The organism is Asticcacaulis solisilvae (assembly GCF_052327315.1).
Lineage (GTDB): Bacteria > Pseudomonadota > Alphaproteobacteria > Caulobacterales > Caulobacteraceae > Asticcacaulis > Asticcacaulis solisilvae_B.
Map to the genome: position 1 here is coordinate 3,581,874 of NZ_CP166196.1, position 16,034 is coordinate 3,597,907.

The 16,034-nt window shown below is 64.4% G+C and carries 9 protein-coding genes; 2 read left to right on the top strand and 7 right to left on the bottom strand.

Features of this window, described 5'->3' with window-relative positions; genetic code table 11:
* Positions 1 to 242: 242 nt before the first annotated feature.
* From AB8717_RS16910 to ppc, 5 genes are all read right to left on the bottom strand, one after another.
* Entirely contained in the window at positions 243 to 1,259 is a 1,017-nt protein-coding gene (locus AB8717_RS16910; protein WP_443748483.1) for a glucokinase, read from the bottom strand.
* Positions 1,260 to 1,265: 6 nt separating this feature from the next.
* Complete coding sequence (gene edd, locus AB8717_RS16915; protein WP_443748484.1) at positions 1,266 to 3,080, bottom strand: phosphogluconate dehydratase; 1,815 nt, start codon at positions 3,078 to 3,080, stop codon at positions 1,266 to 1,268.
* An 11-nt stretch (positions 3,081 to 3,091) separates the two neighbouring features.
* Entirely contained in the window at positions 3,092 to 3,871 is a 780-nt protein-coding gene (pgl, locus tag AB8717_RS16920) for a 6-phosphogluconolactonase (protein WP_443748485.1), read from the bottom strand.
* Between the two features lie 22 nt (positions 3,872 to 3,893).
* Entirely contained in the window at positions 3,894 to 5,375 is a 1,482-nt protein-coding gene (gene zwf / locus AB8717_RS16925; RefSeq protein WP_443748486.1) for a glucose-6-phosphate dehydrogenase, read from the bottom strand.
* A 297-nt stretch (positions 5,376 to 5,672) separates the two neighbouring features.
* The gene (gene ppc / locus AB8717_RS16930; protein ID WP_443748487.1) at positions 5,673 to 8,333 is read right to left on the bottom strand and encodes a phosphoenolpyruvate carboxylase; all 2,661 of its coding nucleotides are present in this window, start codon (positions 8,331 to 8,333) and stop codon (positions 5,673 to 5,675) included.
* A gap of 371 nt (positions 8,334 to 8,704) precedes the next feature.
* Here ppc and AB8717_RS16935 point away from each other — a divergent pair, with 371 nt between their 5' ends.
* Positions 8,705 to 9,265, top strand: a complete 561-nt coding sequence (locus AB8717_RS16935) for a hypothetical protein (RefSeq protein WP_443748488.1) — start codon at positions 8,705 to 8,707, stop codon at positions 9,263 to 9,265.
* On the opposite strand, the gene AB8717_RS16940 is transcribed toward AB8717_RS16935, so the two are convergent.
* Positions 9,262 to 12,801: a CHASE domain-containing protein gene (locus AB8717_RS16940; RefSeq protein ID WP_443748489.1), complete on the bottom strand. Its 3,540-nt coding sequence runs from the start codon at positions 12,799 to 12,801 to the stop codon at positions 9,262 to 9,264. The genes AB8717_RS16935 and AB8717_RS16940 overlap by 4 nt on opposite strands.
* A 6-nt stretch (positions 12,802 to 12,807) precedes the next feature.
* Complete coding sequence (locus AB8717_RS16945) at positions 12,808 to 13,209, bottom strand: response regulator transcription factor (RefSeq protein WP_443748490.1); 402 nt, start codon at positions 13,207 to 13,209, stop codon at positions 12,808 to 12,810.
* 202 nt (positions 13,210 to 13,411) lie between these two features.
* On the opposite strand from AB8717_RS16945, the gene pepN reads away from it, so the two are divergent.
* Entirely contained in the window at positions 13,412 to 16,024 is a 2,613-nt protein-coding gene (pepN, locus tag AB8717_RS16950) for an aminopeptidase N (protein WP_443748491.1), read from the top strand.
* The last annotated feature ends 10 nt before the right edge of the window (positions 16,025 to 16,034 follow it).

The following is a 16,034-nucleotide window of genomic DNA, read 5'->3' on the forward strand; positions in this document are numbered from 1 at the left end:
TATCCCCCCTTCCGTCTGGCTCGGCTTGACGCCGATCCAGCCACCTTCCCCGTAAACGGGGAAGGAAGGGAGTTTAACTCTCTAATTCCTTCCCCGTTTACGGGGAAGGTGGCACGAGCGGAGCGAGTGACGGAAGGGGGGACTTTCTGCAAGTCTCCGACTTCACCCTAAGTCATGACGCTCCAAAAGAACGGCCGCTGCACGCAGCGGCCGTAGAATGGGTACCGCGAATTGCCGCTGCGTTAGCCCAGTATCTCGGCGTCCGTCAAGGCGTTGGCCGAACCGAGCAGCGCCGCGTATGGATGGATGATGATGCTGGACGGAATGGCCGACACCAGCGCCGTCATCGGGGCCTTGGCCTCCATGCGGGCGCGGAAGCGCAGTTCGTCGATATGCTTGATCAGGCGCGGGGCGACGCCGCCGGCGATGAACATGCCCGACGTCGCGCCGTGCGCGAGGGCCAGGTCGCCGCAGACGCTGGCCAGGATATCGAGGAAGGCTTCGACCGTATAACGGCTGCCGGTCGCGTCCTCGCCGTCCAGATGCGTGATCTGGGCGGGCGTCAGGTCATGCGCCGGTTCGCCGCGGATCGACGAGATCGCCTGGTACAGATTGACCAGGCCCGGACCCGACAGCAGCATTTCGATGGTGACGCGGCCGTACTTCTTGCGCAGGAAGCGCAGGATTTCCGACTCGTAGTCGTTGACCGGCGCGAAGCTCATATGGCCGCTTTCGGTCGACAGGCAGTACGGACCGTACTTGCCGCCGACCAGGACCGAGGCGCCGAAGCCGGTGCCCGCGCCCATGACGGCGTGGACATCGCCGAAGCCCTTGGTCACTTGCCCGATGGTCTTGACATCGGCGGCTTCGAGGTGCGGAAGCGCAAAGGCCAGGGCGGCATAGTCGTTGATCAGGCGGGCATTGCGCGCGCCCGTCGTCTGGCCAAGCAGGTCCTCGCGCACCAGCCAGTCGAGGTTGGTGAACTTGATCGCTCCGTCCTTGACGGGACCGGCGACGGCCACGACCGAATAGTCGAGCGCCGGCTTTTCGCCGATCATGCCGAAATAGGCATCGAGCGCCGCGTACACATCCTTGTGCTCGGCGCATTCCAGCGACTTGAAGTTGGAAAGCTTCGTCTTGCCGTCGGCGCGTTCGGCGATGGCAAAGCGGGCATTCGTGCCGCCGATGTCACCGACAAGGCCCCGCAGGACGCGATTGGCCGAGGATACGGCCGAATTGGTCTCAAAATGCGCTGTCATAAACCCTTACCAAAAGACTGCACCGCCAGCGTCCGCGGGTCCTACCGCGCGGCGCATGTGCGCAAAAAGCTCCCGTCCCATACCGTCGGCTTCTTTTGGCCGTTCAGCATTCGTCCGTTCAAGAAACTCGGTGGCATCCCCGAGATAGTCGACCGTTCCTTTTTCGCAGTCTACACGCAGCATATCACCATTACGCAGTTTGGCTATGGGGCCGCCGTCAACGGCTTCCGGCGTAAGGTGAATAGCGGCCGCAACCTTGCCGGAGGCACCCGACATGCGGCCATCGCTGACCAGCGCCACCTTGCGGCCTTCGTCGAGGAAGGCAGACAGGGAGGGGGTCAGGGAATGGAGTTCAGGCATGCCGTTGGCGCGCGGGCCCTGGAAGCGGACCACGCAGATGAAATCGCCATCCGGCAGCGTCTTGGCCTTGAAGGCCTTGAGGAAATCGTCCTGGTCGTCGAAGACGACGCATTGCGCCTCGATGATCCGGTGTTCGGCCTTGACCGCCGAGGTCTTGGTGACCGCGCGGCCGAGATTGCCATTGAGTTCGCGCAAGCCCCCCTCGGCCTGGAACGGGTCGGAGACCGGGCGCAGCACCTTGTCGTCGAGGCTGTGTTCGGGCACCGGGCGCCATTTCAGCGTCTCGCCGTCGAGGAAGGGCTCCTGGGCGTAGTCCGACAGGCCGGTACCCCAGATGGTTTCCACGTCTTCGTGCAGCAGGCCTGCTGACAGAAGCTCGCGGATGACGAAACCGATGCCGCCCGCGGCATGGAAGTGGTTCACGTCGGCCGAGCCGTTGGGATAGACACGGGCCAACAGCGGCACGACGCGCGACAGGTCGTCCATGTCCTGCCAGGTGATGATCACGCCGCCGGCGCGCGCCATGGCGGGGATGTGCAGGGTGTGGTTGGTCGAACCGCCGGTGGCCAGCAGGCCAACCACGGCGTTGACGAAGGCCTTTTCGCTGAGCACATCGGCCATGCGCTTCGGGCTCTTGCCGTTTTCGGCGGTCTTGGCGGCCTGCTGCGTGGCGGCGACCGTCAGGGCTTCACGCAGCGGCGTATTGGGATGGACGAAGGCCGCGCCCGGCACGTGCAGGCCCATCATCTCCATCATCATCTGGTTGGAGTTGGCGGTGCCGTAGAAGGTGCAGGTGCCGACGCCATGATAGGACGCCATTTCGGCGGCCAGCAGGGCGTCGCGGCCGACCTGGCCCAGCGCATATTGCGTGCGCACCTTGGCCTTTTCGGGATTCGGCAGGCCCGACGACATGGGGCCGCCCGGCACGAAGATGACCGGCAGGTGGGCGAACGACAGGGCGCCGATGACCAGGCCCGGCACGATCTTGTCGCAGACGCCCAGGCACAGGGCCGCGTCGAAGGCATCGTGGCTGAGCGACACCGCTGTGCTCATGGCGATGACGTCGCGCGAGAACAGGCTGAGTTCCATGCCCTCGCGGCCTTGCGTCACGCCGTCGCACATGGCGGGCACGCCGCCGGCGACCTGGGCCGTGGCCGCGATCTTGCGCGCGGCAGCCTTGATCTTGTCGGGATAGTCGTGGAACGGCTGGTGCGCCGACAGCATGTCGTTATAGGCGGTGACGATGCCGATATTGGGCACGGCGTCGAGGGCGGCCTGCAGCTTGTCGTGGTCGTCGGACGCCGCCACGACGTGGGCGTAGTTGGCGCAGCTCAGCTTCTTGCGGCGCGGCTCGTTCGATTTATAGCGGTCGGCGCGCGCCATGAAGGCGGCGCGCGTGTTGCGGCTGCGCTCGATGATGCGGTTGGTGACTTCGGCGAGGACGGGATGGATATCGGACATGATCTTCACTCTTACGCCGTCCAGACGAATTCGACGGGCGACGGGGATTGGGCCAGGAAGGCCCCGATCGGCGCGGTGAACGGATCGGTTGACAGGCAGGCCGCCTTGAGCACGTTCAGCTTGGTCTGGCCGGTGATGTAGAACAGGATCCGCTTCGACGCGTTGATCGCAGGCACGCTCAACGTAATGCGCGGCAACTGCGGTTCAAGGTCGGTCGTACTCTTCGCCACCGGCAGGACCAGGGACTTCGAGGTATAGACCGTGCCGTTGATCGGGTGGCCCGGAAAGATCGAGGCGTAATGCGCGTCGGGGCCCATGCCCATCAGCGCGTAGTCGAACTGCGGCGCAGCCCCGTTGCCGGCATCGAGCAGGGTCTGTTCGGCCTTGGCGGCGCAGGCGTACTGGTCGCCGATGTCCTGGATGAGACTGACCAGTTCCATGCCCGGCTTGCCCTGGGCTGAAAGGACGGGCTGAAGCGCCTCGCGCATCATGCGCGTGTTCGACGCCGCGTCGTCGGTCGGCACGAAACGTTCGTCGACCTGGAAAAGACGGATCTTGTCCCAGTCGAGACCGGCCTGGACCAGGCGCTCATAGATGGGCTTGGGCGTGGTGCCGCCGCAACCGATCCACAGCGCCCTGCCCCGTTGCGCGATCGCGTCCCCAAGACGCCTGGCGATGTCGCCGGCGATATAGGCGCCGGCCGAGGCCGGGCTGTCGAAGACATGCACGGTCACCGGGCCTTTGGCGGCTTGCAGGGTCAGGGTTTCGGTCAGTCCGGCAATCATCGTCATTCCGCCTTAGTCGTTCCCAACCTTAATCATTCCAGGTCCGGCCGTCGCGGTCGAGCAGCGTATAGGCGCTGACCGGGCCGAAGGTGCCGGCGGGGTACATTTGCGGCTTCGGATAGGCCGATTGCCAGCCTTCGACAATGCCGTCGACCCAGGCCCAGGCGGCCTCGACTTCGTCGCGGCGCACGAACTGGGCATTGTTGCCGTTCAGTGCATCGAGGATCAGGCGCTCATAGGCGATGCGGCGGCGGGCCGGCTTGGAACCGTTGCCGTCGAAGGCAGTGGCCAAAGACAGGCTGAGTTCCAGCTGCTGCAGGTGCATGCCTTCGGCCGTCAGGCCCGGCGCCTTGTTCATCAGGCTCAGCTTGATGTCTTCGTCGGGCTGCAGGCGGATGACCAGGCGGTTCGGCTTGGCTTCGCCGCCGAAGATCGAATGCGGTACAGTCTTGAACTGGATGACGATTTCGGTGGCGCGCGACGGCAGGCACTTGCCCGTGCGCAGGTAGAAGGGCGTGCCCGACCAGCGCCAGTTGGCGATCTCGAGCTTCACGGCCACGTAAGTTTCGGTGTTCGACGGCGAGCCCTTTTCGGCTTCGTAACCGGCGACCTTCTGGCCGTCGGCGAAGCCCGGGCCGTACTGGCCGCGCGCCGTGTTGGTCAGCACGTTCGACGCGTCGATGGCTTTAAGCGACTTCAGCACCTTGACCTTTTCGTCGCGCAGGGCGTCGGACGACAGGCCGGACGGCGGCTCCATGGCGGTCAGGCAGACCAGTTGCAGCAGGTGGTTCTGCAGCATGTCGCGGATGGCGCCGTATTCGTCGTAATAGCCGAGACGTTCGCCCGTGCCGACGGTTTCGGCGATGGTGATCTGGACGTGGTCGATCGACTGGGCGTTCCACAGCGGCTCGAACACCGTATTGCCGAAGCGCAGGGCGATCAGGTTCTGCACCGTCTCCTTGCCCAGGTAGTGGTCGATGCGGAAGATGCGCGCTTCGTCGAAGGCGTGGGCGACCGAATCGTTGATGACCTTGGACGAGGCCAGGTCACGGCCGATCGGCTTTTCGATGACGACGCGGTTGGGCGCGGCGTTGAGGCCGGAATTGCGCAGGTGTTCGCAGATCGGCTTGAACAGGGTCGGCGACACCGACAGGAAGAAGACGACGTCGAGATTGCTCATATCGGCGCCCAGGGCCGCCTTGAGCTGGTCACCCCAGGTCGGGTCGGACGCGTCGAGCGCGATGTGCGAGATGCGGCGAACGAAGCGGTCGAGCGTGCCGCCTTCCAGGTCGGCGCCGATACGCTTCTTCACGGCGTCGGCGACGCGGGTAACGAAGGCGCCGTGGTCGAGCTTTTCGCGCGACACCGAGATGACGCGCAGCGAGTCGCTGAGGAAGTTGTCCTGATCGAGCATGGCCAGCGACGGCCACAGCATGCGGATAGCCAGGTCGCCGGTGCCACCGACGAGAACAAAGACCTGCTGGCGCGAACCCGAACCTGATGAGGACATGGACTTTTCGTTTCCTGAACGTTGACGGACCCACCCTCTTACGGGGTGTTGGCGCTACAAATGGTAAACGCTGCAGCCAGACCGGAATCGGTCTTTTCTGACAGCGCTGTCATAGGGCCCATAGGCGAGCGGGTCAAGCAAAAAAGCACAGTCCGGGCCGTCATTTGAGCCCGGCCGTACCCTATAGAATATTCCATTATGTGAGCACAAGGGCGCGTCGCCGTTTCAGAGCAGAATACGAATTCCTTTTTTCATTATTCGCCCGGAAATGGTCGGCCAATATGCGTAAAGAAGCAATCAGCCTGTGTTGCGCAGCGCCGAGGCGATGCCGTTGACGGTCAGTTGCGTCGCCAGTTGCAGCAGCTTGTGCGTATTGCCGGCCCGGCGGCGGGTCAGCAGATGGACCTGCAGCCGGTTGAGCGCATTGAGCAGCGGATTCGAGCGTTCGATCTGGTTGCGCAGGCGCTCATGCGTCGACAGAAGCGTCGTGGCGCCGCGCGCGCGCTTGATCAGCGCCACCGTGTCGTCGAATTCCTGCCTGATGCGCGCGAAGATGCGTTTCGCTTCATCCTGTTCCGGCGCCAGGGCGACGTAAAGCTCGGCGATCTCCATGTCGGACTTGGCCAGGGCCATTTCCATGTTGCCGATGAAGACATCGAAGAAGTCCCACTGGATCATGCCGGCCAGGGTCTCGTCGGAAATGCCGGCGGCCTTGACGCCCGAAGCGAAGCCGTACCAACCCGGCAGGACGAAACGCGACTGCGACCATGAGAAGACCCACGGAATGGCGCGCAGGTCCTCGATCTTGCCGGACGCGGTCCGCGAGGCCGGACGCGAACCGATCTTGAGGTCCGAGATTTCCGAAATCGGCGTCACCGAACGGAAGAAGGCCAGGAAATGCGGGTCATCATAGACCAGGCCGCGATAGGCGGCGAACGACGCGTCGCAGATGGCGTCCATGACGGGCGCATACTTTTGCTCCAGTTCGCTTTCGCCCTGAGCCGGGCGCGGGGCTGACGCCAGGAAGGTCGCCGCCGCGAAGCTGTCGAGCGTGCGGTGGGCGCGGACCTGGTTGCCGAACTTGCGCGCGATCATTTCGCCCTGTTCGGTAACGCGGATCTGGCCGCCGACCGTGCCTTCGGGCTGGGCCAGGATGGCGTCGAAGCTGGGACCGCCGCCGCGACCGACACTGCCGCCGCGGCCGTGGAACAGGCGAAGCGCGATCTTGGCGTCCTCGCACACCGCCTTCACGGCCTTGGAGCCCTTGTGCAGGTTCCAGCGCGACGCCGTATAGCCGCCGTCCTTGTTCGAGTCGGAATAACCCAGCATGACCTCCTGGATCGCCGGGCGCCCCATCAGCGAGCGCACGGCGAAATTCCCGAGCCACTTCTTCATGATGTCGGGCGCGGCTTCCAGGTCGCCGATGGTTTCGAACAGTGGCGATATCTTGAACATCGAATGCGGCTGCGGGCCGCCGCGCACCAGGTCGGCCTGCTTGAGCAGGACCAGGGGCTCGAGGATGTCGGACACCGACGCGGCCTTCGAAATGACGTAGGCGCCGAAGGCTTCGGGACCGAAGACCTGCATGATGCGCGCCGCCTCGTCGACGATGCGCAGTTCTTTCCGCGTCTCGTCGGAATAGCGGGCGTGCGGCCAGCGCAGGGTGCGGTCGTTGGTCAGTTCGGCGAAGAGCAGCGAACAGCGCTCGCTTTCCGACATGCCGATATAGTCGATCAGCTCGGACGACTGGGTGAACAGTTCGGCGACGACGCGCTCATGGACGTCGGAATTCTGGCGCAGGTCGAGGGCCAGCAGGTGAAAGCCGCACGAGCGCGCGATCTGGATCAGGCTCTTCAGCGTCTTGCCGATCATGCGCTTGCCGCCGAACTGCACGATGCTGTCGCAGATGACCTTGAGGTCTACGATGAAGGCCTGGACGTTTTCATAGGCCGGCACGGGCGAGGCGCCGCGGCGCTCGTCCTCGCCCAGCACGATCGAACGCGTGCGCTCGAGGCGCTTGGTGATATAGGCGATGGCGCGGCGATAGGGTTCGTCGACGCGATGGATATTGGCGTCGAGCGACTTGCGCGACATGTCGAGCAGCGGTTCCGTGACCTGGACCAGTTCGTCCGACACGGTCAGCTCCATGTCGAGCTTGGCAAGCTGCGCCAGATAGAAGCGGAAGATCAGGCGCGCCTGTTCCGTAAAGGCGAACTTCAGCGTCACCTCGTCGACATGCGGGTGGCCGTCACGGTCGCCGCCGATCCACGAGCCGAGCTTGAGGATGTTGGGCAGCGGGCCGTCAAGGCCGAGTTCGCGATCCCAGTCGGCATACAGCGTGACCAGCGCCGGCAGGATGGCGCGCTCGACCGCCCCCAGCAGGTTCTTGATCTCGTCCATCACCGTGATGCGTTCCGGACGGTTCAGGCGCGTGTTCAGCAGCAGGGCGACAGCGCGGTAGAGGTCGTCGGCCAGGGCCTCGCGCTCGGGGCCGGACGCCTTTTCATAGGCCTGCAGCAGGTTGGTGATCTCGAATTCGCGCTCGACGATCGAGGCGCGGCGCATCTCGGTCGGGTGCGCGGTGAAGACCGGCGAAGCGAGGATCCAGCGCAGGGTCTTTTCGATCTCGGCGTCGTCGATGCCTTCGTGCTTGGCCGAACGGACCGCATTAGCCAGGGTCGTTGCACGCTCGACGCCATCGGCCGCCGTGAACTTCTCGACGATCTTGAGCTGGTCGACATCCTCTGAAATGACCTGGAGCGCCGACAGGCAGGTCATGATGCGCGCGGCCCGAGCCGCCTCGCTTTCGCTCAGGTGCTCGAAATCGCAGCGCCCGGCGGTGATGTCCTCGATCTTGGTCAGCACCTCTTCGCGGCCGAAGTCGCGGACGGCGTCACGCAGCAGCGTGTCGAGCATGGCGATATGATGGTTGACCGGATCGAGCGACGTGTCGTCCATGGCTGAACTCTTTCTTGCAATCGGCTGGAGCCGTCTTCGCGCGCAAGCTTAGCGGCATTTTTGTGCATCGCAAGATGACCACACGGGAATCCCTTGTCCGACAAGTGTTTGCGTTAGCGCTAACAGTTTCGCAATCGCCAGAAAAACCAAGGGGATGCCGCAGCGCGCCATAATGATTGCGCTGTCAAAAAAATTTCATCGCGGCACGAAAAACTCAATCGTTTCAATGGAAACGACACTTTGTGCGTGCCGAACGGCGTTTTGACACAACCGTCAATAGGCGCGCCTTTCCGGATAGCACTTTGCAATTCCTAAAGGTTTTTCGTGTTGGATTGTCTGCGACCCAAATTCCAGCTTACCAGAGTGTCTCCATGGCCAAGGCCGTCTTTCACCGTCATCAGCGCGTCTATGTCGAACCCGTCGGTACCTGGGCGTCGATCGAAAAGGTCAATCCCGTCTGGGTCAAGGGCTTCGACGAGCCGGTGCGCGTGACCTACGACTGCGGGCTGGGGCGTGACTTCGCGGCCGAAGAACTGCGCCCGGAGACCGAAGGCGGCCAGCCCGACCGGGAAAACGCCATGTCGCACTGGCGCCTGATGCGCGCCCGCAACAAGTGGCAGACGGCCGAGGAAAGCCGCCACCATCCCTTTCCCGGCACCTATCCCGTCGTCGTCACCGACGTCAACGACTGGGGCGGCTGGCGTGTGCCGGGCGCCGAATACGAACGCGACCCCAATCTGATCGAAATGCAGGCCCGCCTGATCGCCAGCGCGCCGGCCCTGCTCAAGCTGGCCCGCGACCTGCACACCCATGTGCGCACCGCCACGGAAGCCGAAGACGACCTCGTCGTACTGGCCCGCCGCGCCGAACAGATCCGCAAGATCATCGACGGCGACGAAGCGGCCCCGGCCCCGAAAGTCCAGGCGGTCTAACCGGCCTTCGCCGCGGCCTCCACCTTGGCCGGGAAAGTCATCCAGAAGGTCGAGCCCTGCCCTTCCGTCGACTCGTATCCGACGGTGCCCCCCATGCGCTCGACGATTTCGCGCGTGATATGCAGGCCCAGCCCCGAACCGCCCTTGGCGCGCGTGCTCGACGAATCCGCCTGGGCGAAGCGGCCGAAGATACGCGTCCGGAAGGCCGCCGGCACACCCGGGCCTTCGTCGCGGACGGAAATCCTGACGTTTTCGCCGTCCAGCGCCGTCGTCACGGACACGACGCCTCCCGCCGGAGAAAACTTGACCGCATTGGAAATCAGGTTGGTCACGGCCTGCTGGAAGCGGGCGCCGTCCACGTGGATCGATATCCCCGGCATGAAGGGCGCGGCCACGAGGCTGATCTTCATCTTGCCGGCAAAGCCCTGGTTCAGGCCGACGCTCTGATCCACCAGGTGCGCCACGGGCTCGTCGCGAAGATCGAAGCGCATCGTGCCCGACGCGATATTGTCGATATCCAGGATGTCGTTGATCAGCAGGACCAGCCGGTCGCAGTTGCGCCGGGCCATGTCGAGCAGGCGCCGGCCGGCGTCGCTCAAGCTGTCGGCCGAGGACTCGGCGACGAAATCGAGCGACCCGCGGATCGAGGTCAGCGGCGTGCGCAATTCGTGGCTGACGGTCGCGACGAACTCGCTCTTCATCCGCTCCATTTCCCGGCGTTCGGTAATATCCTGGATCTGCGAGATGAAATAGTCCGGCGTTCCGTCCGGCTTGCGCACGAGCGACACGCTGAGCAGGCCCCAGATGATATGCCCGTCCTTGTGAAGGTAGCGTTTTTCCAGGGTGTAGCTGGTGATTTCGCCCGACAGGACCCTGGTGGCCAGCGCCCAGTCGCCGTCCAGGTCGTCCGGGTGCGTGATTGTCTGGAAGTTGGTGGCCAGCAGGCTTTCCCGCGAATATCCCAGAAGGTCGCACAGGGCGCCGTTGACGCGCAGCCAGCCTCCGTCCAGCCCTACCAGGGCTTCACCGATCGGCGCGTTTTCCATGGCCAGGCGCAGCGTTTCCTCGCTGGTGGCGAGCCGGCGGTTCGACTGGGTCAGTTCGCGCGATTTGCGGTTCAGGACCAGCACGGCCTGGACCGTCAGGGCGCACAGGACCGCGATGACCAGGCCGGCGACCAGGGCGATCACCGGGAAGGACGACTTTTCCGACGCCAGGAAGGGTTCCGTCGGGCGGATCCTGAGCGTCCAGTCGATGTTGGCGATCCTCAGCGTGCGGGTAAGCGTCTTGCCGGCGACCGGCGTGTTGCCGGCATTGGTCAGGTCGGTATCCTGGCCGGCACGGTCGAGGCTGATCTCGTAATTGCTCCGCACGTCCTCGGTCAGCGCGCCTTCGACAAAGGCGCGGGCGTCGAAGCTGCCGGTCAGATATCCGGCTGTGCCGACATCGTCGTCGTCGCGCGGCACCACAATGGTGAAACGCAGCACGCCGTTCTGGTCCACCGCCACCACCGACGCGGTCGGGAGCCGGCGCGTATCCGCCAGGTCGAAAAGGCGGCGATCGAACGCCGTGCCCGGCAGTGTGCCGGGTTCCGTCCAGCGTGCCTGGCGTTGCGGACTGAACCAGGCCAGGGCGTCGAGGCCCCTTGTATCACGGATCAGGTCGCTGGCGTCGGTATGGACCGCGCCCGAAGACAGGTCCGAGGCCGCGCTCCAGCGTACGGCGGCGCGTTCCAGCACGTTGATGTCGTCTTCCGCCCGCGACCGTAGCAACTCCTGGATACGCGACGCGTCGCGCTCCATCAGCCCGTCGGCATAATGGTCCTCCTGCACGGACAGGGTCCGGTAGGCGAAGACCGAGCCCAGCATCAGGATGGCGAATACGGTGGCGGGTACAAGGAATTGCTCGCGCCAGCCCGAGCCTTCGGGCAACTCCGCGTCCTTCAGGCTCATGGCGAAGAACAGGATGGCCAGCATGGCGGTGAACAACAGGCCGGCCCCCAGGATAAGGGTCGGGGTCACGGAGCGCCCGGTATTGTCGAAGGCGCGGGTGCTTTTCCACACGACCAGCCATGTCGTCTGGCCGATGCTGAAATGGCGGCGGGCGACGAAGGCGCCGGGCGACTCCCCGCCGCTGCTGCCGTAGATCAGGTTTTCCGCGGCCTCCTTGTCCTGGTCGAAGATTTCGAGTTCGATCTGACTGCCCTGGCTGCGCGTAAGGTCCGCCAGGAGGTTTTTTGCGACGAAGGGCGCAACGATCAAGCCTCTCAGGGCCGTGCGCCGGCCTTCGATAGTCGCCGGAACGGTGTCGGATGCAAAAACAGGATGGATCAGCAGGAAGCCCGGTGTCCGTCCCTTGTCCTGGACGAGATAGATCTTCCGCGTCAGAGCCGTCTGCCCGGAATCCCGCGCACGCACTATCGCCGCCAGGCGATTGGGCTCGAATGCCAGATCCAGGCCACGCGCCTGACGATTGCTTTCGAAGGGCTCGATATAGGTCATGACGAAATGGTCCTGCCCCGGCACGACAGGATGGATATTGAAACCTGGTACATGGTCCGCCGTCACGCGAGACTGGACGGACGCCATTTGCGACTGTGTTGCCGGCTCAATCATGCCAAGCCCGCCCATGCCGGGATAGTTGGCCTGGATGTTCAGCGTGTCGACATAGGTCTTCCATTCGGAATGGCTGACGGAGTCCTGCCCCTTCCAGTAGGCGGCGGCGCCGACCAGGGCGTTGTTATAGGCGTCCATGCGGCGCCCAAGCGCCTTTTCGCTTTCCTGGGTCAGCGCCGTGAAGGCCTGTTCCCTGGCCTTGAACTCGCCGATCGAGACGATCTTCCAGGTATAGAAGGTGAGACCCAGCGGAATCAGCAAGAGGAAGAGGGTCAGGGCGGACACCCGGCCGATAGCATTGCCGTTGAGGCTGATGGGATTGCGATTGCCCGGCGCGATCAGGGCCAGGGGCAGGAAGACCACCACCCCGAAAACATCGCCGCCCCACCACGACAGCCAGTTGTTGACGACGTCCTGCGGCGCCACCAGGCCGGCTATCCGGAGAGATGCAACCCCGACGCTGGCGGCGGTCACGCAGGCGACCGGACCGACCAGCAGGAAAAGGCGGAAAATCTGAGGGACGGACACCAGCTTGAGCGGCGTGCCGACAAACCGCCTGGCAAGGCCACAGCCGATCAGGATCTGGAGCGTCGAGCCCGTGGCGATCGCCGCCGCAAGCGCAAGCTTCGGGCCGGCCAGGCCCGCCGACAGGTCCAGCGCGCCGGCGACATAGGCGTTGAGCAGGAACGAGCCTGCCCAGATGCCCGGCCACAGGCGGCGGCCGTGGACCAGACATATGCCCAGCGCCAGACCGGACGGCGGCCAGATCACGGTGGCGAAACCTGGCGGCACCGACAGCATCAGGCCCAGCTTCCCCGTGACGATGTAGAGCGCTGCCAGACCCAGGCACTTCAGGGCATAGACCGCAATCGTTTCCTGCAGGGCCGGTTCGGAAAGGGCGGGCGTCTCGGCGCGCGACACGGGAGGCTACTCGGCCGTGCTGCGGGCGTCCGCCAGCAGCGCCCCGACCTTCGCCAGCACGACGCCGGTATCGAAGGGCTTGGTAATGAAGGCGCTGGCGCCCATTTCGACGGCCGTCACGCCGTCGGTATTCTTGTCGCGGGCCGACAGGACGATCACAGGAATATCGCGGGCGTCCGGCACCTGGCGTTTGGCGTCGAGGAAGCCCAGGCCGTCGAGCTCGGGCATGGCCAGGTCGAGGAGGATAAGCTGCGGCGCGAACCGCGCCATGACTTCAAGGCCCACGCGGCCGTTTTCCGCCGTCGCCACCTTGTAGCCCCGGGACATCAGGACGATTTCGAGCAACTCGCGAATGTCGGTCTCGTCTTCGACGACCAGAACGCGCGCCGGAGCCTGTTGGGCGGTCATGAATTACCTCTGGGCGTGCACACGCCGCAACGAAAAACCCTGAGATTGTGCGCCTCTACCCCTAATCGTCAATTAAACGAATCTCACACCCGCGGCACAATCGGGAAATCGACCGAAAAAGCGCATTGTGCCGTCTGCACTTCTTTGAAACAGTGCCCATATCGGATCGAAACCCGAGACTTCAGGAAGGTTGCCCGCGAACATGCGTACCGATACTCCCCAGCCCGTCCGCCTCGTCGACTACAAGGCCCCCGATTTCAGCATTCCGGATACGGAGCTCGACTTCGCCCTGGCGCCGGAAACGACACGGGTGACGGCCAGGCTGAGGATGGAGCGGCAGACCGCGGGCGTGCCGCTGGTGCTGATGGGCGAGCGCCTCAAGCTGATCCGCGTGGCAATCGACGGACGCGCGCTGGAGGCAACGGAATACCAGGTCACGGCCGAGACCCTGACCATAGCGAACGTGCCGGACGCCTTCGTCCTGGAAACCGAAGTCGAGATCAACCCGTCGGACAACAAGACGCTGGAAGGCCTCTACATGTCGTCGGGGCGCTACTGCACGCAGTGCGAGGCCGAGGGCTTCCGCAAGATCACCTATTTTCTCGACCGTCCCGACGTGCTGTCGCGCTATCGCGTGCGCGTCGAAGCGCCGAAGGCCGCCTTCCCGCACCTCCTGTCGAACGGCAACCTGATCGAGACGGGCGAGGCGGGCGACGGCAGGCATTTTGCCCGTTGGGAGGACCCGTTCTTCAAGCCCTGCTACCTGTTTGCCCTGGTCGCCGGTGAACTCGATGTCTTCGAAGACAGCTTCACGACCATGTCCGGCCGCAAGGTGGACTTACGCATCTTCGTCGATACCGGCATGGCGCAGCGCGCCGCCTACGCCATGGATGCGCTGAAGCGCTCGATGAAGTGGGACGAAGAGGCCTATGGCCGTGAATACGACCTTGACCTGTTCATGATCGTCGCGGTGCGCGACTTCAACTTCGGGGCCATGGAAAACAAGGGGTTGAACATCTTCAACGCCTCGCTGCTGCTGGCCGATCCGGCGACGGCCACGGACCTCGACTACGAGCGTATCGAAAGCGTCGTCGCCCACGAATATTTCCACAACTGGTCGGGCAACCGCGTCACCTGCCGTGACTGGTTCCAGCTGTGCCTCAAGGAAGGCCTGACCGTCTATCGCGACCAGGGCTTCTCGGCGTCGCAGCGCGGGGAAGCGACCGCGCGCATCAAGGACGTGCGGGCCCTGCGCGCCCGCCAGTTCCCGGAAGATTCGGGCCCCCTGTCGCACCCGGTCCGCCCGTCGTCCTACGTCAAGATCGACAACTTCTATACGGCGACCATCTACGAGAAAGGCGCCGAAATCGTCGGCATGCTCAGGACCTTCGTCGGAGCGGAGACCTACCGCAAGGCGCTCGATCATTACTTCGCGGCGAATGACGGCACCGCCGCGACGCTGGAAGACTTCGTGGCCAGCTTCTCCGCCGTCACGGGCAAGGATTTTGCCTCGTGGCTGCAATGGTATGTCCAGGCCGGCACGCCGCGCCTGCATATCCGGCCGGAGTACGACGCAACCGCGAAGACCCTGACACTGCACCTGCGCCAGCAGACCCTGCCGACGCCGGGCCAGCCCGACAAGATCGCCTTGCCGATCCCGATCCGCTTCGGTCTGCTGACCGAAGACGGAAAGCCCATGCCGTTCGATGGCGGCAAGACCGAAGCGCTGCATGTGTTCGATACCGAAACGGCCGAGCTGGTGCTGCACGATGTCGCCGGGGCGCCCGTCCTGTCGGCGCTGCGCCACTTCTCGGCGCCGGTCATCCTGACAATCGACGAGCCTGTCAGCCACGCCTTTGCCCGCGTGCGCGGCGATGCCGATCCCTTCAACCGCTGGGAGGCGGCGCAAGGGCTGGCGCGCGGCCTCATCCTCGACGCAAAGCCCGATGCGGCCCACGTCGCGGCCTTTGCCGAGGCGCTCGACGCCTGCCTGAACGACGACCGCCTCGAACCCGCCTTCAAGGCGCTGATCCTGGCCCTGCCGACGGAATCCGACCTGGCGCAGATGATGAATCCCATCGATCCGGCCTTCATCCATGCCCGCCGCGTGGCGCTCAAGGCCGAGTTGTCGCAACGCCTGTCGGTCACGGCGCGCACGCTCTACGACCAGCTCGATCCGCCGCTGACCTTCAGCCCGGACGCCGGCGCCGCCGGACGCCGGAGCTTCCGCAACGCCCTGCTCGACCTGATCCTGGCAGGCTTTGCGCACAGCGATGACAAGCCAGCCCTGACCAACCTGGCCGAGGCGCATTTCGCCCGCGCCACCAACATGACGGACATGGTCGGGGCCATCCAGGCGCTGATGCATATCCAGGGCCTGCCCTACCAGCGCGCGCTCGACAGCTTCTACCTGCACTTCCGCAACGAGCCGCTCGTCATCGACAAGTGGTTCGCCCTCCAGGCCGGCTGCCCGCATCCGGAAACGCTGAAGCGCGTCGAAAGCCTGAAGACCCACCCCGATTTCGACGCCAGGACGCCCAACCGCTGGCGTTCGCTGGTCCAGGCTTTCGCCGGCAACCAGAGCGTCTTCCACGACCCGTCGGGCGAGGGCTACGCCTTCCTGACCGAACAGATCCTGAAGGTCGATACCTTCAACCCGATGACGGCGGCGCGCCTGGTCGAGCCCCTGTCGCGATTCCGTTTCTATTCGGAACCCTATACCGGTTTGATGCGCAAGGCGCTGGAGACGATCACGGCCACGCCGAAACTGTCGAAAAACGTCGCGGAGCTGGCCGGCAAGGCGCTGGAAGGGTAACCTTCATTAA